Source organism: Brucella thiophenivorans, from assembly GCF_002252445.1.
Taxonomy (GTDB): Bacteria; Pseudomonadota; Alphaproteobacteria; order Rhizobiales; family Rhizobiaceae; genus Brucella; species Brucella thiophenivorans.
The window spans coordinates 49952-71363 of sequence record NZ_NNRJ01000010.1 but is presented as its reverse complement, the minus strand read 5'-3'; the positions used below and the strand labels follow the sequence as shown (position 1 = coordinate 71363).

The following is a 21412-nucleotide window of genomic DNA, read 5'->3' as shown; positions in this document are numbered from 1 at the left end:
CGGGATCCAAAAATAAGGAGTGCCGATATCTTTTGAGATAACAGGCACTCCAAAAAGACTAGGGAGAAAATGTCTGAATGTCAGCAACACCTCATGTTTTGCTAATCAACCCGAACAGCTCAATAGCAACGAGCGGAATGATGCGCGAAATTGCTCAACGAACGGCTGGCGGACGACTCGTTGTGAGCGCAGAAACATCTACGCGTAATCCTATAATGATCGTGAATGGAGAGCAGTTAAGTGCTTCTGAACAGCAAGTTATCGAAATAGGCAACGCGAGAAAACATAGTTGTTCGGGTATTATTGTCAGTGCTTATGGCGACCCGGGAGTCGATTTTCTCAGGGGCGAACTGGAAATTCCAGTTATCGGAATTTGTGAAGCTTCAATGATCATCGCAGCAAACGGTCAGCGAAAATACGGTGTTGCCACGGTCACGCCAGATTTGGCTGTTCAAATTGCGAACCGTTCCAAATATCTGGACTTGTCCCACCTCTATACTGGTATCCGGTGTACACCGGGGAATCCGAGAGAAATAGCGGGACAGCCGGAGCGCCTGATTGAGGAACTGGCTTATGCAGTTGAGCTTTGCTTACAAGACGGGGCAGAAGCTGTCGTGATTGGTGGCGGACCGTTGGGCGAAGCCGCAGAACAGCTACAGAAGATGTTCGATGTGCCCATTATTGCCCCGATCTCATCCGCCGTTGAATTGATGGTTAAAGCTATCAACGAAAATCAAATGCCGATGAAAGCTTTAATGTGAATTTATATAATTCTGGCATGAGCAGGTAAACTTGCAGAAACAAAGGCGAAATTAGCGGGGGCATTTTCGTTTTTGTTCAGTTGCCTCATCTGCCAGTAGTGCGGCCCTCTCTTTAAAAGAGAGGGCCGCTTTTTTTGAAAACAGTTTAGCGTTGTTTTGCCAATCCATGTTCGCGCATCTGGCTCAGCGTCATCTTGGGCGAAAGCGCTTCCGGATCGATGCGGATTTCAATCAGACCCGGCTTGCCGGATTGTTCACAGCGCTTGAAAGCTTCCGCAAACTCAGCGGTCTGTTCGACCGTTTCTCCATGCAAGCCATAGGCACGGGCGAGCGCTGCAAAGTCAGGATTTGCAAGGCCAGTGCCTGAAACGCGACCCGGATAGGTGCGTTCCTGATGCATGCGGATCGTGCCATACATGCCGTTATTGACCACGATGAAAATCGCGTTGGCACCATATTGCGCAGCCGTTGCGAGTTCCTGACCATTCATCAGAAAACAGCCGTCACCAGCGAAGCAGACGACGGTTCTTTCCGGCGCGGTGAGTTTGGCTGCGACTGCCGCGGGAACGCCATAGCCCATCGAACCATTGGTCGGGGCCAACTGGCTGCGGTAGGTGCGGTACTGATAGAAGCGGTGCGGCCATGCCGAATAATTGCCTGCGCCATTGGTGATGATGGCATCATCGGGTAAATGTGCACGCAGCCATTCCATGATCTCGCCCATCTGCACGTCACCGGGAATGTTTGGCGTTTTTAGATTGTCGCTGTAATCGGCATTCGCGCTTTGCGCCCATGCTTTCCAGTTTGGATTGGCAATTGGTGTGAGCTTTGCAGCCGCTTTTGCGAAAGCGGGCATGCTGGCATTGATCGGAATATCAGCATGATAGACACGGCCAAGTTCTTCCGCACCCGGATGAACATGAATGAGCTTCTGTTTTGGAACAGGAATGTTGATCAGATCATAGCCCTGCGTGGTCATTTCGCCAAGGCGTGCACCCACCACCAATAAAAGGTCAGAATCTTTAACGCGAGCTGCAAGTTTCGGGCTGATCGATGTTCCCATCTCACCAGCATAAAGCGGGTGGTGATTGTCGAACATATCCTGACACCGGAAGGATGCTGCAACAGGCAGTGACATGTTTTCAGCGAATGTCTGCACATCGCGAACCGCTTTCGCATTCCAGCCACCACCACCGACGATCATCAATGGCCGCTCGGCCTTTTCGAGAAGCGCTTTCATGTCCTGTAACTGATCGCTTCCCGGATGCATCTCGACATGCTTGTAAGTCGGTGCATCGCTGACGGTTGCGTGTGATGTCAGCATATCTTCGGGAAGGGCGATGACCACTGGGCCGGGGCGTCCGTTGATCGCGCGATGAAAAGCCTGACTGACCAGTTCCGGGATACGGGCGGGATCATCGATCTGCACCACCCATTTGGCCATCTGGCCAAACATGCGGCGATAATCAACTTCCTGAAATGCTTCGCGCTCCACCTGATCACTTGCGACCTGTCCGATAAACAGAAGCATCGGTGTGGAATCCTGAAAAGCGGTATGAACGCCGACGGAGGCATTCGTTGCACCGGGGCCGCGCGTGACAAAGCAGATGCCGGGCTTGCCAGTCAGCTTGCCATAGGCTTCCGCCATGTAAGCAGCACCGCCTTCCTGACGGCAGACAATCAAATCAATCTGTTCGCTTACGTCATGAAAAGCATCCAGTGCTGCAAGGTAACTTTCGCCGGGCACGCAGAAAACGCGGTCGACGCCATGAACGCCGAGTGCATCCACCAGTATCTGGCCGCCATTGCGTGTGTTGGAATTGGTCGTGGATTTGTGCATTTCCTAACCCTCAAAATGTCTGAACGACTTTGGCGCATATGCGCTCTATTTCGGAGGCATACGCAGCGCACCATCGAGCCGTATGGTTTCGCCGTTGAGCATGCTGTTTTCGATAATATGCAGCGCGAGTGCCGCATATTCGTCTGGCCGACCCAGACGCGGGGGGAAAGGAACCATCTGACCCAACGCATCCTGTGCAGGTTGCGGCAGGCCTTTGAGCATGGGTGTTTCAAAAATACCGGGCGCGATGGCGCATACCCGAATGCCAAGCGGGGCTAATTCACGCGCAGCAGGCAGGGTCAGGCCAACGATACCGCCTTTAGACGCCGCATAGGCTGTCTGGCCGATCTGGCCGTCAAAGGCCGCAACCGATGCTGTGTTGATGACAACGCCGCGCTCGCCCGTTGGCAGCGCTTCGCTTTTGGATGCGACATCGGCAAAAAGCCGCAGCAGATTGAACGAGCCGATCAGATTGATTTCAACAGCGCGACGGAAATCATCGAGTGGCATGACGCTGCCATCACGCGCCAGCATTTTCTTTGCTGGTGCCACGCCCGCGCAATTGACCAGAATATGCGGTGATCCGAGCTTTTCGCCGATTGCCTTAAAAGCTGATTCAGCACTCGCTGCATCTGAAACATCACATTGAATAGCGATGCCGCCAATCTCGGCAGCAATCGCATTGGCGCCTTCAATGTTGAAGTCGAGGATTGCAACTTTCGCGCCTTTGGCGGCAAGCGCCTGTGCAGTTGCAGCACCAAGACCTGATGCAGCACCGCTGACGATGGCGATTTTTCCTTCAATATCCATTTGTTCCCCCGCTTAAAGCGCTTCCAGCGCAATGGCAGTGGCCTCGCCGCCACCGATACAGACTGAAGCTATTCCACGCTTAAGATCGTTCTGCTTCATGGCATGAAGCAGCGTGACGATGATGCGTGCGCCAGAACAGCCAATCGGATGGCCCATAGCGCAGGCACCGCCATGGATATTCACCCTGTCGGCGGGGAGGTCGAGTTCCTGCATTGCAGCCATAACAACAACGGCGAAAGCTTCATTGATTTCAAACAAATCAATGTCGCGTACATTCCAGCCGGTTTTGTCGAAGAGTTTTCTCATCGCAAAGATCGGGGCCGTGGTGAACAGGGCGGGCTGTTGTGCATGGCTTGCGTGACCGCGAATAATCGCAAGCGGTTCTATGCCAAGCTTTTCAGCTTTGGACAGGCGCATCAGTGTGAGAGATGCCGCACCATCGGAAATCGATGAGGAATTAGCAGCAGTGATTGTGCCGCCTTCGCGGAAGGCAGGCTTAAGGTTTGGTATTTTTTCAGGCTTGGCGCGGGTTGGCTGTTCATCGCGATCAAGCTCTGCAACTGGAACCAGCTCATTTGCAAAATAACCTGCTTCGGTGGCTTTGAGTGCGCGCGATAGCGAACGCAGGGAAAACTCGTCCTGCTGCTGACGCGTGAACTGGTAGTGATCGGCGGTTTCTTCCGCGAATGTTCCCATGGCTCGGCCTTTGTCATAGGCGTCTTCAAGGCCGTCGAGGAACATATGATCGTAGATTTTGCCGTGGCCCATGCGATAGCCACCGCGTGCCTTTTCAAGCAGATAAGGTGCATTGGTCATGCTTTCCATGCCGCCAGCAACTACTATGTCGGCACTTCCCGCGGAAATGAGATCGGTACCCAGCATGACGGTTTTCATGCCTGAGCCGCAAACCTTGTTGATGGTCGAGCAAGGTGTGTGTTGAGAAAGGCCAGCATGCATTGCTGCCTGACGTCCGGGGGCCTGTCCCAGCCCTGCGGGCAACACACAGCCCATAAGCACTTCGTCGATTTGATCGGGGTTCAGCTTAGCTCTGTGGACTGCTTCCTTGATTGTGACAGCGCCCAGTGCCGTTGCACTCTCCCCCTTGAGCGCGCCTTGAAAACTTCCGATCGGTGTTCGTACCGCACTGGCGATCACGATCGGATCTTTTAGGTCTGACATTTGTTTCCTCCTCACAAACGCATTAGAGATAACAACACAGTGGATGATATGAATACAGCATAAACATGATGAGCAACGCTCATGAACTCATGTCGTGGAGGTATGGATAAAATGAGCCAGAACAATTCAGGCAAAATCCGCGTGGGTATTGGCGGCTGGGCTTTTGAGGAGTGGGACAAGAGTTTCTATCCGGAAAAGCTCTCCAAAAAGCGTCAGCTCGAATATGCTTCGAGCAAGTTGACCTCCATCGAAATCAACAGCACCTATTATGGCCCGCAGAAGCCGACGACTTTTGCCAAGTGGCATGACGAAACACCGGATGACTTCGTTTTTTCGCTCAAAGCACCGCGCTTTTCGACCAACAAACGTGTTTTGGCTGAAGCAGGCGAGGGTATCGAGAAATTCGTGACCGGCGGTCTGCTTGAGCTAAAAAATAAGCTCGGGGTCATCAACTGGCAGTTTATGGGCACGAAGAAATTCGATCCAACTGACTTTGAAGCTTTCCTGAAGCTTCTGCCAAAACGTGTTGATGGGCGCGATCTACGCCATGCTGTGGAAGTGCGTCACGACAGTTTCAACGCGCCGGATTTCATAGCACTGCTGCGGGAATATGGCGTTGCGGTGGTGATTGCGGGCGACAGTAAGTTCGTGGAAATTGCAGACATGACGGCGCCTTTTGCCTATCTGCGCATCATGGGTACTGAGGAAAACAAGCCACTTGGTTATAGCGATCATGAGCTTGACCATTGGGCAGAGCGTGCCAATGCGATAGCGGTCGGCCATGATGTGCCGGATAGTCTGAAAACCATCAAGCCGCCGTTGCCAGACAATGTAGCGCGTGATGTCTATCTTTATGTGATCAGTGGTTATAAGGCCCATAATCCACATGCGGCAATGGCATTGATTGAGCGTTTAAAATGATGAGTGCTGTGTGGAGTGTTGGAGATTGCGGGCATGAGTGAACTGAAAGTCAGAACGCGTGAAACTGGCGCGGTTGCGCAGATGCCGCATGGCAAACTGCCTGTGATCACAACGCCGACAGGCGGTACGGTTGATATTGTCACCAGCGTCAGCTTGCCGGGTTTTAATCCGCTTGATCTGATTTATGCGTCCGTTGCAGCCTGTATGGCGTTAAGTGCGCGCATTGCTGCCACCAAGCTCGATTTGCGTGAGAAGCTCACCGATGTTCGGGTGGAAGTAAAAGGCGATAAGGCACATGAAGGCCCGTCACGCATCGAACGATTCAATATAACATTCCATTTCGACGGCGATCTCACGGCAGATGAAAAGCATCGTCTTGCGGAAATGGCCGAGGAAATCTGCACCGTCAGCAATACGCTGCGTGGTGATCCAAAGTTTGACCTCAAAGTATCTTAAGCGTGATCAGATCTCTTCCCGGATACGCTCTACGCCAAGCGTAATCACGCTTTCCATCGCTGCGCGCGCTTTCTGACGGTCGCGCGATGCAATTGCATGCGCAATGCGCATGTGATTGGCCGCGCATTCCGCGATGCCTTCGGGTGAGCTTGCAGGCGAAGACAGCTGGAATGAAATTGCAAGGGCTGCTTCGATCAGGCTACTCACCGAACGCATGAATGGATTGCCTGACATGCGGGCAATGGCCAGGTGGAACTCCAGATCAACCTTGGCGATGGATTCAGGCGTATGCTTCGGATCATCAAATTTTGCAGCTAAGGCATAGAGTTCGACAAGCTCTTCGCTGGTTGCGTTTTTTGCAGCTGCGGCAGCAGCCGCAGGTTCGAGTGCCATGCGCATCTCGGCCAGATGATCGACGAAGACTTCATCGAAGCCTGCTTCAAAGCGCCATGTCAGCACGTCAGGATCAAAGAAGTTCCACGAGCTGGCGCCCAAAACGCGGGTTCCCACTTTGGCCTTTGGTTCGATCAGGCGTTTGGCGGAAAGGGTTTTCATAGCCTCGCGCAGAACGGTACGGGAAACGCCAAAGCGCAACGACAATTCGTTATCGCCCGGAAGTATGGAGCCTTCGAGAATCGTGCCCGCAACAATGCCGCGACCGAGTTCACCCACGACAACTGCGTGGCTATTATGGCGCTTGCGTCCGGTTATGGCCGTTTCCAGTAGTCCCAATTCAGGCCTCCTTCATGCGTTGTTTGGCAATCCTTAAATCGGAAAACCATACAAGTCCTCGCTGTAGCGCAATGAACAGGAACAGCAAGATACCAATCGCGATTTTTGTCCACCAGGAAGACAGTGTTCCATCGAAAACGATATAGGTCTGTATCAGCCCCTGTATCATAATGCCGACAAAAGTGCCTGCAACCAGACCCGCACCGCCGGTCAGCAGCGTGCCGCCGATCACCACCGATGCAATCGCGTCAAGTTCAACGCCCACCGTTGCCAGCGAATATCCCGATGATGTGTAGAGCGTATAGACGATGCCAGCTAAGCCGGAAAGCACACCCGACATTGTATAGATGCCGATTGTCGTACGGCCAATGGGAACGCCCATCAGTTCGGCTGATTGCGCATTGCCGCCAAGAGCATAGATGTTTGCGCCAAAGCGTGTGCGATGCGCAATGATACCGCCGATGATGAAGACTGCGAGCATCAGCATGGCGACGAAAGTCAATCTGCCGCCGCCCGGAAGCCGGAAATAGAAGCCTTGCAGCGTATCGATGAACGGGTGCGAAATTGGCACTGATTGAGTTGAAATCAGGAATGCCGCACCGCGTGCCAGAAACATACCCGCAAGAGTTGCCACAAAGGGCGGGATGCCGAGATAATGGATCATCATCCCCATCCACGCACCAAACATCGCCGCTATCACCAGAACGAGGCCGAAAGCAATCAGCGGATGGACGCCAAGCTGTCCGACGAGTACAGCCACAAAAACGCTGGTAAAGGCGATGACTGATCCGACCGAAAGGTCGATGCCGCCAGAGATGATCACAAAGGTCATGCCAACGGCTGCGATGCCTAAAAAGGCATTGTCCGTCAGAAGATTACCGATCACCCGCGTTGAAAGCATGTTCGGAAACTGGATGACGCAGATTGCATAAGCGAGCAGGAAAATCGCGACCGTTGTGACGAAGGGCAGATTGCGAAGCACTCTCATTGCCGTGCTCCTTGGTGCGTTGGCTTTGCAGCATTGTTTTTGCGCTCAGCACGCAGGAAGGTGAAGAAGCTGACAATCGCTGGCGACTGGAAAGTCAGCACGATCACGATAATGCCCGCTTTGATGATCAGGTTGAATTCCGGCGGGAAGCCAGCCATCAGAATGCCGGTATTGATTGACTGGATGATCAGTGCGCCGAGCAGAGAGGCCATGATTGAGAAGCGTCCGCCATTCAATGATGTCCCGCCGATGACGACCGCCAGAATAGCGTCGAGTTCAAGCCAGAGACCGGCATTGTTGGCATCTGCGCCGCGAATATCGGCTGTGGCAATCAGTCCGGCAAGCGCCGCGCAAAGGCCCGAAACGGCATATACACTGAACAGGAGAAACCGGGCTTTCACACCTGCCAGCATCGCCGCGCGGCGGTTGATGCCGGTGGCTTCGATCAGGAAGCCAAGCGCTGTTGAACGCACGGCAATCCCGACGGCAAGACCCGCAAGTATCCAGATCAGGACGGGCACGGGTATGCCAAGAAACGAGCCGGAACCAAGGGTTGCGAAGGAATCATTGTTGAAGGTGAGGATTGCGCCTTCGGTGATCAGCTGCGCGATACCGCGCCCCGCAACCATCAGTATGAGTGTTGCGATGATTGGCTGGATGTCGAAAACGGCCACAAGAAAGCCGTTCCACAAGCCGCAAACGAGACCGACGCCGAGTGCAACAGGAATGACGATCGCCAACGGATAGCCTGCAACGATCAGTGATGCTGCTGTTGCGCCGCTGATTGCCATGACCGCGCCGACCGACAGATCGATGCCGCGGGTTGCGATCACCAATGTCATGCCAACCGCGAGAATGGCGACAGGTGCAGCACGCACCAGAATATCGATCAGGCTTCCGTAGAGGCGTCCGTTTTGAAAGGAAATGCCGAGAAAGCCTGGCGCGATGATGGTGTTTGCCGCCAGAATAAGCCCGAGGGCTGCCAGTTGGGGGCTAAGTCTTTTGAGTTTTTTGGCCATGCGAGCGATCATGCTACGGCTTCCTTTTCGCTTCCCGTATCGGCGATGGCTCGCACGATATTGTCGGCGGTGATTTCCTCGCCTTTGAGTTCCGCCACATGACGACGATCTGAAAGAACGACAACGCGGTTTGCCACGGCTGCAAGTTCTTCAAATTCCGAGGAAATGATGACCAGAGACATGCCTTCGGTGCAGAGTTCGCCGATAAGCTTGAGGATTTCTGCATGTGCGCCAATGTCGATGCCACGCGTTGGTTCATCAAGGATCAGCAGGCGCGGATCGGTCGCAAGCCAGCGTGCGAGAATGGCCTTTTGTTGGTTGCCGCCGGACAGTAACTTGATGGGTTTATTGGGATCAGGCGGGCGGATATCCAGTGCCTTGATATAACGTTCTGCAAGTGCATTTTTTTCGCGTGAGGAAATTGGCTTCGACCAGCCCCGCTTTGCCTGTACCGCGAGCGCGATGTTTTCCGCCACCGAAAAATCGCCGATGATGCCATCTGACTTGCGTTCTTCCGGGCAAAAAGCAAAACGCTCGGCAATGGCTGCCACAGGTGAGGGTAGCTTAGTGTCCTTGCCGTCAATGGTGAGTGTGCCACTATCAGATTGATCGACGCCGAACATCAAAAGTGCGGTTTCTGTGCGACCAGAGCCGAGCAGTCCGGCGATACCGACCGCTTCGCCGGGTTTAATGGCGAGATCAAATGGTGCGACACTGCCTTTTTTGCCAAAGCCGGAAAAGCGGATGGGTGCAGTCGTGTTGTCGCTCACATCTTCGGTCAGATGGCGACGAACTGTTTCTTGTAGCTGATGTCCAAGCATCATTGAAATAAGGTCAGTGCGCGGCAGTTCTGAGAGGTCGCGACTACCAACCAGACGGCCATTGCGCAGCACGGTTGCGCTATCGGCGATTGCATAGACCTGATCAAGAAAATGCGTGATGATGATGATGCCGAGGCCTTCTGCCTGCAGCTGTCGCAGCACACCGAACAGCATTTCAACTTCGTGGGCATCAAGGCTGGCCGTTGGCTCATCAAGCACCAGCACCTTGCCGGAAACATCAACAGCCCGGGCGATTGCGATGATCTGCCGAATGGCCACTGAATAGGCGGACAAAGGCGCGCCGACATCAATTGTGAGGCCATAGCGCGCAAGAAGCGTGGTTGCGTGCTTTTCCATGCGGCGACGGTCGATGAAACCGAAACGTCGCGGCTGGCGACCGAGGAACAGATTTTCGGCAACCGTCAGATTTTCAAGAAGATTGACTTCTTGATAGACCGTGCCGATGCCAAGCGTCTGTGCTTCCGCAACAGAGGCCGGAGCGATTGCATGACCATCAAGCAGAACCGAACCGTCAAAGCCATGATAGGCGCCGGTCAGTATCTTGATGAGGGTGGATTTTCCTGCTCCGTTTTCGCCGAGCAGCGCGTGGATTTCACCACGATTGAGCACGAAGTCGACGCGATCAAGCGCAGTCACACCGAGAAAAGATTTGGTTATCGAACGCGCTTCAAGGAGCGGCGTTGCTGGCGTCTCGCGCGCAGCGATGTTGGGGCGAGCCATGGCAGTCTTCCGCTTGCGAATTGCAAAACCAGAGCGTGTTGCATGTAATTGCACCACTGCACTCGCTCCGTTTTTATTTTCACGCATATCTTTATTGAAAAACCGGTTCCCGCTTTTTCGCGACATGCTCAGTTCCGGGCCGCACTCACTGCGCAGCCCGGACAAGATGATGCGATCAGTAGCCGAGGCCCTTTTTGGCTTCATAAACGGCCTTTGGATCGTCAGCCTGCGTGAAGAGCTTGGATTCGGTCTGGATCCACTTGGGCGGAACGGTGCCATTGGCTTTCAGTGCTTCGATGACGTCGAAAGCCGGGCCTGCCATGTTTGGTGTCAGCTCAACGGTCGCGTTGGCTTCGCCATTTGCCATGGCCTGGAAAATATCAGGAACGGCATCAATCGAGACGACCTTAATGTCGGTGCCTGGCTTCAAGCCAGCTTCCTTGATGGCCTGAATAGCACCCACTGCCATGTCATCATTATGGGCGTAAACGGCGCAGATATCCTTGCCGCCACCTTCAGCCTTGATGAAGCTTTCCATGACTTCCTTGCCCTTGGTGCGGGTGAAGTCGCCGGTCTGTGAGCGGGAAATCTTGATATTTTCGTGGCCTGCAAGCGCTTCTTCAAAGCCCTTCTTGCGGTTGATCGCCGGTGAAGAGCCTGTGGTGCCCTGAAGCTCAACGACGGAGCAAGGCTTGTCGCCCACTTCCTTGACCAGCCAGTCGCCCGCGACCTTGCCTTCATGGACCTGATCGGAAGTGACAGCGGTGAGATAAAGGTCTTCCGGTGCATCGATCTGGCGGTCGAGAAGCACGACAGGAATTTCTGCTTCCTTGGCTTCCTTCAGAACCGCATCCCAACCGGTTGCAACAACCGGCGCGATCAGGATCGCGTCAACGCCCTGTGCAATGAAGCCGCGAACGGCCTTGATCTGGTTTTCCTGTTTCTGCTGTGCGTCGGCAAATTTCAGCGTGTGGCCGCGCTTTTCAGCTTCCTGCTTGGTTACGCTGGTTTCGGCAGCGCGCCAGCCCGATTCCGAACCGATCTGCGAAAAGCCGACCGTCAACGAGGCGGCGGATGCGCTTGAAATAAGAGCAAAAGACAGGGCGGCCGTCAGAGCCGTCAGACTGCGTTTCATATTAGTTCCTCCCAATAAAAGGCTCTCCCAGCCTTCTCGTTTATCAAGCATATAATATTACTTTATGGCAAGTGTATTTCTTTCAAACAACCGGAATTGAGGGTGCGACAAACGTGCATATTATCGAATTATATAGCGAAAACATTAGCTTAATATCTGTTTTATGCTGGCAACCCACACGAGGCGGCTAAGGGGCGCTTTCGCTTGCTTGACAAAACAGTAACCGGCGAATTAGTCATATTAATGAGAAGGAGCCGCCTTTTTGCATATGGATGCATTTAAGCGGTCGGGAAGAATGTTCTGCAAGCATTTTGCGGAAAATGGGAGGTTTAATGTTACGTCTGGTACAGTTCCGCGATGCAAGCGGAGAAACACGTGTGGCTGCTTGCGATGATGAGGGGGCTGCACATGTCGTCAATGGCGTGACAACGACTTATGAGCTTGCGTGGGCAGCCATTTCCGCTGGTATCACTCTTGCGGAGCAGGTTGAGCGCAGTGGTACGGGCGAGGCTGTTGATATTGATGCAGCGCTTGCAAGTGGTCGCGTTGGCCTGCCAATTATCCATTCTGACCCGGCGCATCTGATTGTTGCTGGTACGGGCCTCACACATCTTGGCTCTGCGGATGGTCGCGACAAGATGCATAAGGCTGCACAGGCTGCTGAAAAGCCGACCGATTCCATGCGTATGTTCCTGATGGGTGTTGAGGGCGGCAAGCCAAAGCCCGGTCAGACAGGTGTACAGCCGGAATGGTTTTATAAGGGCGATGGCTCCGCGCTGGTTGAAACGGGCGGTGAGCTTGTTTCGCCATCCTTTGCAGAAGATGGCGGCGAAGAGCCGGAACTGGCTGGCATTTATCTGATCGGCCCGGATGGGACACCATTCCGTCTCGGCTTCTGCCTTGCCAATGAGTTTTCTGATCATGTAACGGAAAAGCAGAATTATCTCTGGCTGGCCCATTCCAAGCTGCGTCATGCTTCACTGGGTGCGGAGCTTTATGTGGGTGAATTACCTGATCATGTTGAAGGTGTTTCGCGGATTCGCCGTGGCGATCAGGTGATCTTTGAAAAGCCGTTCCTTTCGGGCGAAGCGAACATGTCGCACACGATTGCCAATCTTGAGCATCATCATTTCAAGTATGAACTGTTTCGTCGTCCGGGCGACATTCATGTGCACTTCTTCGGCACAGCAACACTGTCCTTCTCGGAAGGTGTTAAGACGGAAAATGGCGACCAATTCGAAATTTCGGCAAAGCCTTTCCGTTATCCGCTGGTCAATAGACTGGCACAGGCATCCGCCGAAGATGTTGTCGTGAAGGCGCTCTGAAATGGCGGCCGCATCCAATATCAATCTGGCAATTGTTGGTCTCGGCAAGATTGCCCGCGACCAACATCTGCCATCTATCGAAGCCATTGATGGCATTGAGCTCAAAGCCATTGCCAGCCGCAATGCTGGACTTGATGGTCTGCCATCGTTTCACGACATCGAACAGTTGCTTGAGAGTGACGTTGCCATTGATGCGGTGTCGCTTTGCACGCCACCGCAGGGCCGATTTCAGCAAGCCTATGCGGCACTTAAGGCGCGCAAGCATGTGATGCTGGAGAAGCCTCCGGGTGCGACAATCTCGGAAGTGCAGGCACTCACGCGTTTTGCTGAAAAGCAGGGCGTTACGCTTTATGCAACGTGGCATTCACGCGAAGCCGCAGCCGTTGAACCGGCACGTGAATTTTTGAAAGGCGCCGTAATCAAGTCTGTTGCGGTGTCGTGGAAAGAGGATGTGCGTCATTGGCATCCCGGCCAGCAATGGATCTGGGAGCCGGGTGGTCTTGGAGTGTTCGATCCGGGCATCAATGCGCTGTCGATTGTCACGCATATTTTGCCGGAACGGTTTTTCCTGACGAAGTCCGATCTCTATTTCCCTGAAAATCGTGCGGCACCGATTGCAGCAGATCTCAGCTTCGAGACGGAAAACGGTGTGCCTGTTTCCTTTGAGCTCGACTGGCGCCAGACGGGTCCGCAGACATGGGATATTCGCGTCGAGACCGATAAAGGCACGCTGCTGTTGAGCCATGGCGGTAGTCGGTTGACCATCGCAGGCACGGAGAAAATGGCCGAGCCTGATCGTGAATATCAGCGCCTTTACCGGAATTTTGTGCAGCTTGTTGGCGAGGGGCGCAGCGATGTTGATCTCACGCCGCTGACCCATGTGGCCGATGCTTTTCTTCTCGGAAAGCGTCACGCGGTTGAAGCCTTTGAAGATTAGGAATTGGGGCCGCCCGGCGGTCTCTTACCCATGCAGGACAATGAAATGAATAAGCCCGTCGACCCGAAAGCACCAAGATTCCGCTCACGCGCATGGTTCGATAACCCGGACAATGTTGATATGACTGCGCTCTATCTTGAGCGCTACATGAATTACGGTCTCAGTCAGGAAGAGCTGCAATCCGGTCGACCGATCATCGGTATTGCGCAGACGGGCTCTGACCTTTCACCGTGCAACCGTCATCATCTGGAGCTGGCCAATCGCGTGCGTGAAGGTGTGCGTGAAGCGGGCGGTATCGTGATCGAATTTCCGGTTCACCCAATTCAGGAAACGGGTAAGCGCCCGACTGCGGGCCTTGATCGTAACCTTGCTTATCTCGGCCTTGTCGAAGTGCTTTATGGCTATCCGCTCGATGGCGTTGTGCTGACAATTGGTTGTGACAAGACCACGCCTGCCTGCCTGATGGCTGCTGCGACCGTCAATATTCCGGCGATTGCGCTCTCCGTTGGTCCGATGCTCAATGGCTGGTTCCGTGGTGAACGCACGGGTTCGGGCACGATCGTCTGGAAGGCGCGCGAACTGCTGGCCAAGGGTGAGATCGACTATGCGGGCTTTATCAAGCTGGTGGCGTCTTCAGCTCCATCGACCGGCTATTGCAACACCATGGGCACGGCCACGACGATGAACTCGCTTGCTGAAGCACTTGGTATGCAGTTGCCAGGTTCGGCAGCAATTCCCGCGCCTTATCGCGATCGTCAGGAAGTGTCTTATCTGACCGGTCGCCGTATTGTGGAAATGGTCTATGAAGATCTGAAGCCAACAGACATCATGACAAAGGAATCCTTCATCAATGCGATCCGCGTCAATTCCGCCATTGGTGGTTCGACCAATGCGCCGATCCATCTGAACGCTCTGGCGCGTCATCTTGGCGTCGATCTGACGATTGATGACTGGCAGAAATATGGTGAGGAAATTCCGCTTCTGGTTAATCTCCAGCCAGCGGGCGAATATCTTGGTGAAGATTATTACCATGCGGGCGGTGTGCCAGCGGTTGTTAATCAGCTGATGGGGCAGGGCCTCATTCATGAAGACGCGCTAACTGTTAACGGCAAGACCATCGGTGAAAACTGTAAGGGTGCTACGATTGAAGACAGCAATGTCATCAAGACCTATGATCAGCCATTGAAGAGCCATGCTGGTTTCCGGGTGCTGCGCGGCAATCTGTTCTCGTCGGCGATTATGAAACTGAGCGTTATTTCGGAAGAATTCCGCAATCGCTATCTTTCTGACGACAGAGACCCGAATGCCTTTGAAGGCAAGGCAATCGTGTTTGATGGGCCGGAAGATTATCATCACCGCATCGACGATCCGTCTCTGGAAATCGATGAGCGTTCGGTGCTGTTTATGCGTGGTGCAGGCCCAATCGGTTATCCGGGTGCGGCGGAAGTCGTGAATATGCGTGCGCCTGATTATCTGCTCAAAAAAGGCATCAGCTCGCTTCCTTGCATTGGTGATGGCCGTCAGTCGGGGACGTCCGGTTCGCCATCGATTCTGAATGCATCGCCGGAAGCGGCTGCTGGCGGCGGTCTGGCGCTGCTCAGAATGGGTGATCGCGTTCGTATCGATCTTGGTCGCGGAACTGCTGATATTCTGATTTCTGATGAAGAACTGACAGAGCGCCGCAAGGCTCTCGAAGCTGCTGGCGGTTATAAATATCCTGAAAGCCAGACACCATGGCAGGAAATCCAGCGCGCTGTTGTTGGCCAGATGGAAACAGGTGCGGTTCTCGAAAACGCGGTTAAATATCAGGACATCGCGCATACGCGTGGCCTGCCGCGAGATAACCACTAAATGTCCGGCGCAAAGACACCATTCGCAGCAGTTGCGGACTGGGGAACGACCCGGTTCCGCCTCTGGACGCTGGATGTTGATAGTAATGTGCTCAATGAAAGCCGCGGCGACGACGGGTTGCTCTTTGCAAAAGAAGCAGGCTTTGAGACGCTGCTTGAAAAGCATCTGACCCAGCTTGGTGCACCCGATGATCTGCCTGTGGTGATCTGCGGCATGGCGGGTTCGCGTACCGGCTGGATAGAAGCGCCCTTTATGAGTCTGCCTGCTGGACTGGAAGGCATTGTTGCTGCTGCGGTGCGCGTGCCTGCGAAACGGCATGTCATCATGCTGCCGGGTGTTGCGCGACGCAGCGAGGATGCGCCGGACGTGATGCGCGGCGAAGAAACCAAGTTGCTTGGTCTTGTGCATAGCGGCACGCGTGATGCGGTGGTTGTCATGCCTGGAACGCACGCCAAATGGGTGTATATTGCAGACGGCAAGCTCAACGATTATCGCTCTTTCATGACGGGTGAATTGTTTGCGCTTTTGAAAGACAAGTCGGTTCTGGCTGGTGCGCTTGAAGGAGCTGGGCCGGTTGATCCGCAAAGTGCAGCCTTTGCCGCCGGTGTGAAGGCTTCGCTTGCAACACCTGAGCTTATCGCTAATGCGCTGTTCACGGTTCGCGCAGGCTGGCTGGTGAATGACTATCAGCCGGTAGATCAGCTTGCACGTTTGTCGGGTCTATTGATCGGACTGGAAGTTGTCGGAGGCCGCACTCTGTTCGGACAAACGAACGAAGTCCTGCTGCTGTCTGATGGAATGATGGGTGCGGTTTATGCATCCGCGCTTGAGATTGCAGGCATCAAAGTGAACCGTATTGAAGCCGATGAACTGGTGCGTGATGGGCTGTTTATGGCGGCAAAACACGCATTTGCGGGAGGTGCGCAATGAGCGAACGTATCGCATGGCCAAAGCTTCGTTATCCGCTCGTGGCAATCCTGCGTGGTATTCGCCCGGAAGAAACCGAAGCCATTGTTTCTGCACTGATTGAGACAGGCTTCGAGACAATCGAAATTCCACTCAACTCGCCGGAGCCGTTCGTCTCCATTGAGAAGGCGGCAAAGCTTGCGCCGGATAATGTGCTGATTGGTGCTGGCACTGTGCTTTCGGTCGAGAATGTGGATCGACTCAATGATGTTGGCGGCAGGCTTCTGGTCAGTCCCAATGTCGAGCCTGATGTCATTCGCCGCGCGAGCAGACATGGCATGGTGACGATGCCCGGCGTGTTTACACCGACCGAGGCTTTCAGTGCCATTCATGCTGGCGCATCTGCGCTGAAATTTTTCCCGGCAAGCGTGCTGGGTGCCGACGGTATCAAGGCGATCTCCGCTGTCTTGCCAAAGGATATTCCGGTGGGCGCCGTGGGTGGTGTCTCGGAGAATGATTTTGCCACTTATCGGGCAGCAGGAGTGAGCTGCTTCGGTTTGGGTTCCAGTCTTTATAAGGCTGGATTGACGGTCGCTGACGTGCGCGAACGTGCGCAGCGTGCCGTTGAAGCATGGGACAAGATCGCGGGCTAGAGCATGTCTCCCAAAAGTGGGAACCGGTTTTGGGACAAAGACATGCGTAAAAACGAAAGCTTAAAGCATCTTGTTCATGGAGGAATTCCGCATAGCCTAAGGCGGGGGCGGAAATTTGGGAGAATGGCAGGCTCAAAGAGCCAGCCCAATTATGGGAGTGAGACAATGGCAGGCATGAAATCATTCACACTGGCAGCGGCGCTGGCCGCCTTTGCCTTTACTGGCTTTGCACATGCCGAGGACAAGGGCCTCGTTGGCGTTGCAATGCCAACCAAGTCTTCGGCACGCTGGATTGCCGATGGCGACAACATGGTGAAAGTCCTTCAGGAACGCGGTTACAAGACCGATCTTCAATATGCGGAAGACGATGTGCCGAACCAGTTGGCGCAGATCGAAAACATGGTCACCAAGGGTGCCAAGGTTCTCGTCGTTGCATCGATTGACGGCACCACACTGTCCGACGTTCTGGCAAAAGCCAATGATGCAGGCATCAAGGTTATCGCCTATGACCGCTTGATCCGTGACACGCCGAATGTTTCTTATTACGCAACCTTCGACAATTTCCAGGTTGGCGTATTGCAGGCACAGTCGATTGAAAAGGCGCTTGATCTGAAGAACAAGGAAGGCCCGTTCTATGTCGAGCTTTTCGGTGGCTCGCCAGACGATAACAATGCCTATTTCTTCTACAACGGCGCGATGTCGGTTCTTCAGCCTTATATCGACAGCGGCAAAGTCATTGTTGGCAGCGGCCAGACTGGTATGGACAAGGTAGCAACGTTGCGTTGGGACGGCGCAACCGCTCAGGCGCGTATGGATTCGATCCTGTCGGCGTTCTATTCCGACAAGAAGCTCGATGCTGTGCTTTCGCCTTATGACGGCATTTCCATTGGTATTCTGTCGTCGCTTAAGGGCGTCGGCTATGGTAGCGGCGACATGCCAATGCCTGCCGTTTCCGGTCAGGATGCCGAAGTGCCTTCGGTCAAGTCGATCCTCGCTGGTGAGCAGAACTCCACCATCTTCAAGGACACGCGCGAACTCGCAAAAGTCACCGTCGATATGGTTGACGCTGCGATGAGCGGTAAAGAGCCAGAAGTCAACGACACCAAGACCTATGACAATGGCGTCAAGGTTGTGCCGTCCTATCTGCTCAAGCCTGTAATCGTTGATAAGTCGAACTGGAAGGAAGTTCTGGTCGATAGCGGTTACTACAAAGAAGACCAGATCAAGTAATTTTATGCCCGGACGCGCCATAAATGGCGCGTCCGGAATGCCTGCTTCATTGCCATCATCCCCACTGCTCAGTTTTCGAAATGGGTTAGGCTGAAAGATTGACAGCGTTGTCTTTTGCAGCGCCGAGGTTCTTTCAAATTGATGGCACTGCAGCTGTGTTATGGGAGCGAGCGAATGAATGTAGCCAATCCTGTCCCGCATGAGACAGGCAGCGAAGGCCCGCATGTGAGTGGCCAGCCGCTGCTTGAAATGCGCGGTATCAGCAAATCCTTCGGTGTGGTGAAGGCGTTGAGCGACGTCAATTTTACCGTTATGCCGGGTGAGATCCATGCTTTTGTGGGTGAAAATGGCGCTGGAAAATCCACGCTGATGAAGGTGCTGTCGGGGGTTTATCCCTCTGGCAGCTATGACGGCTCGATTGTCTTTGACGGCGAAGAGCGGCACTTCCGCGACATCAACGATTCTGAAGCGCTGGGCATTGTCATCATCCATCAGGAACTCGCGCTTGTGCCGTTGATGTCGATTGCCGAGAATATTTTTCTCGTCAATCCGCCCGGTTCTTATGGAGTAATTGACCGCAGCGAAGTCTATCAGCGGACCAAGGTTCTGTTGAAGAAAGTCGGCCTGACGGAATCGCCTGATACGCTGGTGACCGATATTGGTGTTGGCAAACAGCAGCTTGTCGAAATCGCCAAGGCGCTTTCCAAGCGTGTGAAGCTACTGATTCTTGATGAACCCACTGCGAGCTTGAACGAAACTGATAGCGCGGCGCTTTTGGCATTGCTCAAGGAGTTTCGCGCGCAGGGCATCACCTCCATCCTGATCTCACATAAGCTCAATGAAATTCGCGAAGTGGCCGATAAGATCACGGTGCTGCGCGATGGTCGAGCGGTTGCGACGCTCGATTGCCATGAGGGTGAAGTCGAAGAAGATGAGATCATCCGCAAGATGGTCGATCGTGATCTGGAAAGCCGCTATCCGAAGCGTGAGCCGAAGATCGGTGACACCATTCTGGATGTAAAAAACTGGTCAGTTTATCACCCGCTGCACCCCGAGCGGCACGCGGTCAAAAATGTCTCGTTCAATGTACGTGCCGGTGAGATCGTCGGTATTGCAGGCTTGATGGGTGCTGGTCGCACCGAGTTCGCCATGAGCCTGTTTGGGCGTTCATGGGGCACGAATATTACCGGCGAAGCACGGATGAATGGCAAGCCGGTTGATATTTCCACCGTTGCCCGCGCTATCAAATCAGGGCTCGCTTATGTGACAGAGGATCGCAAAAAGCTCGGCCTTATTCTTGGCGAGAATATTTCGCGCAACATATCACTCGCACATTTGCGAGGCGTTAGTCCCGGTGGTGTCATAGACAGTATCCGCGAAATGAAGGTTGCCAATGATTATCGACAGCAGATGAGCATCCGCTGCCACAATGTTTATCAGGAAACTGGAACGCTTTCCGGCGGCAATCAGCAGAAGGTGGTGCTGTCGAAATGGCTATTCACCGGGCCGGATGTGCTCATCCTCGATGAGCCAACGCGCGGCATCGATGTGGGCGCGAAATACGACATCTACACAATCATCAATTCACTGGCCGAAAGCGGCAAGGGCGTGGTCGTCATTTCATCCGAAATGCCAGAGCTGATCGGAATCTGCGACCGCATTGTCGTCATGCATGAGGGAGCCTTCGTCGGCGAAGTATCTGGCGAAGAAGCAACGCAGGAAAACATCATGCGTGCGATCATGCGCAATAAGGGAAAACAATCATGAGCGAGAACGTAGTCCAGAAAGCGCCAAGCGGTATCGGGCGTTATCTCAAAAACAATCTGCGTGAATCGGGAATGTTGCTCTCGCTTATCGCGATTATGATCTTTTTCCAGATCGTCACGGGGGGCGTGCTGATGAAGCCGCTGAACCTGACTAACCTCGTGTTACAAAACAGTTATATCGTCATCATGGCGCTTGGCATGTTGCTGATTATCGTGACTGGCCATATCGATTTGTCGGTCGGTTCGGTTTGCGGATTTATCGGCGCACTGGCTGCGGTAATGATGGTGCGGTGGGGAATTCCGTTCCCTATTGCTGCCATTCTGTGTCTGATCGCCGGTGGTATTATCGGCGCGATGCAGGGGTTCTGGGTCGCGTATTTCAATATCCCGTCCTTCATCGTCACCCTTGCAGGCATGCTGGTTTTTAAGGGATTGATGCTGGCGGTTCTTGGTGGACAGTCGGTCGGTCCATTCCCTCCGATGTTTCAGAAATTGTCGTCGGGCTTTATTCCTGAGTTCATTGGTGCGACGGGTGGTGTTTATCTGACGTCGCTGATCCTCGGTCTGGTGCTGGCCGGTTTTCTCGTCTGGCAGAATTCCAGATCGCGTGCACGCCACATTGCGCATGAGGTGGAAACAGAGCCGTTCGCCTTTTTCGTGGTCAAGAATATCGTGCTTTTTGCCGGTATTGCTTATCTCGCACTGCTGATTTCATCGCATCGCGGCATGCCTAACGTGTTGATTATTATGGCTGTTCTGATTGCAGCCTATGCGTTTCTCACGACGCGCACGGTGATCGGACGACAGATTTATGCTGTTGGTGGCAACCGCCATGCGGCCAAGCTTTCGGGCGTGAAAACCGAACGACTGACCTTCCTTGCATTCGTCAATATGGGTGTGCTGGCTGCACTTGCTGGTCTGGTTTTCGCGGCTCGTCTTAATACTGCAACGCCAAAGGCAGGTCTTGGTTTTGAGCTGGATGTGATTGCTGCCTGCTTCATTGGCGGCGCGTCTGCTTATGGCGGCGTGGGTCGTGTGACGGGCGCTGTTATCGGCGCGCTCATCATGGGTGTGATGAACAACGGCATGTCGATTTTGGGTATTGGTATCGACTATCAGCAGGTGATCAAGGGTATCGTTCTGCTGGGTGCAGTGTGTATCGACGTCTACAACCAACGTCGCTAAAAAGGGGCATTGCCACAGGATTGCCATATTTTTGACACGGATTTGCCGAGTCAATCACAATTTTAACATCGCTTTTTTGCGTAAGATGCGCACAAAAAACGTGTTTTAGCGCTTTTGCTCCGCTCTTTTGGGAGAGGGAGGCGTGAGCAAACCGGG

Annotated in this window: 19 protein-coding genes; 11 read left to right on the top strand and 8 right to left on the bottom strand. The window is 53.8% G+C overall.

The genetic code is table 11. From position 1 onward, the window contains the following. Positions 1-77: 77 nt before the first annotated feature. Complete coding sequence (locus tag CEV31_RS02665; protein ID WP_094505353.1) at positions 78-761, top strand: aspartate/glutamate racemase family protein; 684 nt, start codon at positions 78-80, stop codon at positions 759-761. Positions 762-906: 145 nt separating this feature from the next. Here the strand turns inward: CEV31_RS02665 and CEV31_RS02660 are convergent, their stop codons facing one another. The 3 genes from CEV31_RS02660 to CEV31_RS02650 are packed head-to-tail and all read right to left on the bottom strand — an operon-like array spanning position 907 to position 4590. Continuing rightward, the gene (locus tag CEV31_RS02660; RefSeq protein WP_094505352.1) at positions 907-2601 is read right to left on the bottom strand and encodes a thiamine pyrophosphate-binding protein; all 1695 of its coding nucleotides are present in this window, start codon (positions 2599-2601) and stop codon (positions 907-909) included. A 45-nt stretch (positions 2602-2646) separates the two neighbouring features. Continuing rightward, positions 2647-3411 carry an SDR family oxidoreductase gene (locus CEV31_RS02655; protein WP_094505351.1) on the bottom strand — a complete coding sequence of 255 codons (765 nt, stop codon included), beginning with the start codon at positions 3409-3411 and terminating at the stop codon, positions 2647-2649. Between the two features lie 12 nt (positions 3412-3423). After that, on the bottom strand, positions 3424-4590 hold the full coding sequence (locus CEV31_RS02650) for an acetyl-CoA C-acyltransferase (protein ID WP_094505350.1): 1167 nt from the start codon (positions 4588-4590) through the stop codon (positions 3424-3426). Positions 4591-4701: 111 nt separating this feature from the next. Between CEV31_RS02650 and CEV31_RS02645 the strand changes: the two genes are divergently transcribed. Together CEV31_RS02645 and CEV31_RS02640 are read left to right on the top strand one after the other, a co-directional pair. Continuing rightward, positions 4702-5511: a DUF72 domain-containing protein gene (locus tag CEV31_RS02645; protein WP_094505411.1), complete on the top strand. Its 810-nt coding sequence runs from the start codon at positions 4702-4704 to the stop codon at positions 5509-5511. A 33-nt stretch (positions 5512-5544) separates the two neighbouring features. Continuing rightward, positions 5545-5967 (top strand): OsmC family protein, encoded by a 423-nt coding sequence (locus tag CEV31_RS02640; protein WP_094505410.1) that lies wholly within the window; start codon positions 5545-5547, stop codon positions 5965-5967. Between the two features lie 6 nt (positions 5968-5973). On the opposite strand, the gene CEV31_RS02635 is transcribed toward CEV31_RS02640, so the two are convergent. The 5 genes from CEV31_RS02635 to ytfQ all read right to left on the bottom strand — a co-directional run bounded on the left by CEV31_RS02635 (position 5974) and on the right by ytfQ (position 11403). Continuing rightward, positions 5974-6699: a FadR/GntR family transcriptional regulator gene (locus CEV31_RS02635; protein ID WP_094505349.1), complete on the bottom strand. Its 726-nt coding sequence runs from the start codon at positions 6697-6699 to the stop codon at positions 5974-5976. 1 nt (position 6700) lies between these two features. Continuing rightward, positions 6701-7687, bottom strand: coding sequence for a galactofuranose ABC transporter, permease protein YjfF (yjfF, locus tag CEV31_RS02630; RefSeq protein WP_094505348.1), 987 nt, complete (start codon positions 7685-7687; stop codon positions 6701-6703). After that, a complete protein-coding gene (locus tag CEV31_RS02625) occupies positions 7684-8718 on the bottom strand; it encodes an ABC transporter permease (RefSeq protein ID WP_094505347.1) in 1035 nt (344 codons plus the stop codon). Before CEV31_RS02625 ends, yjfF begins: the two co-directional genes overlap by 4 nt. Then, a complete protein-coding gene (locus tag CEV31_RS02620) occupies positions 8715-10268 on the bottom strand; it encodes a sugar ABC transporter ATP-binding protein (RefSeq protein WP_169717299.1) in 1554 nt (517 codons plus the stop codon). The genes CEV31_RS02625 and CEV31_RS02620 overlap by 4 nt, the downstream gene beginning before the upstream one ends. Before the next feature lie 175 nt (positions 10269-10443). Then, entirely contained in the window at positions 10444-11403 is a 960-nt protein-coding gene (ytfQ, locus tag CEV31_RS02615; RefSeq protein ID WP_094505346.1) for a galactofuranose ABC transporter, galactofuranose-binding protein YtfQ, read from the bottom strand. Between the two features lie 332 nt (positions 11404-11735). On the opposite strand from ytfQ, the gene araD1 reads away from it, so the two are divergent. The 8 genes from araD1 to mmsB all read left to right on the top strand — a co-directional run bounded on the left by araD1 (position 11736) and on the right by mmsB (position 21256). Then, complete coding sequence (araD1, locus tag CEV31_RS02610; RefSeq protein ID WP_094505345.1) at positions 11736-12728, top strand: AraD1 family protein; 993 nt, start codon at positions 11736-11738, stop codon at positions 12726-12728. A 1-nt stretch (position 12729) separates the two neighbouring features. Continuing rightward, positions 12730-13665 (top strand): Gfo/Idh/MocA family protein, encoded by a 936-nt coding sequence (locus CEV31_RS02605; RefSeq protein WP_094505344.1) that lies wholly within the window; start codon positions 12730-12732, stop codon positions 13663-13665. A gap of 45 nt (positions 13666-13710) precedes the next feature. Beyond that, entirely contained in the window at positions 13711-15516 is a 1806-nt protein-coding gene (locus CEV31_RS02600; protein ID WP_094505408.1) for an IlvD/Edd family dehydratase, read from the top strand. Further along, the gene (locus tag CEV31_RS02595; protein ID WP_094505343.1) at positions 15517-16446 is read left to right on the top strand and encodes a 2-dehydro-3-deoxygalactonokinase; all 930 of its coding nucleotides are present in this window, start codon (positions 15517-15519) and stop codon (positions 16444-16446) included. It abuts the gene before it with no gap. Beyond that, complete coding sequence (locus tag CEV31_RS02590; protein WP_094505342.1) at positions 16443-17075, top strand: 2-dehydro-3-deoxy-6-phosphogalactonate aldolase; 633 nt, start codon at positions 16443-16445, stop codon at positions 17073-17075. The genes CEV31_RS02595 and CEV31_RS02590 overlap by 4 nt, the downstream gene beginning before the upstream one ends. 165 nt (positions 17076-17240) lie before the next feature. Beyond that, complete coding sequence (gene chvE, locus CEV31_RS02585) at positions 17241-18305, top strand: multiple monosaccharide ABC transporter substrate-binding protein (RefSeq protein WP_094505407.1); 1065 nt, start codon at positions 17241-17243, stop codon at positions 18303-18305. 174 nt (positions 18306-18479) lie between these two features. Next, on the top strand, positions 18480-20072 hold the full coding sequence (mmsA, locus tag CEV31_RS02580; protein WP_094505341.1) for a multiple monosaccharide ABC transporter ATP-binding protein: 1593 nt from the start codon (positions 18480-18482) through the stop codon (positions 20070-20072). Beyond that, on the top strand, positions 20069-21256 hold the full coding sequence (gene mmsB / locus CEV31_RS02575; protein ID WP_094505340.1) for a multiple monosaccharide ABC transporter permease: 1188 nt from the start codon (positions 20069-20071) through the stop codon (positions 21254-21256). The genes mmsA and mmsB overlap by 4 nt, the downstream gene beginning before the upstream one ends. Positions 21257-21412 lie beyond the last annotated feature (156 nt).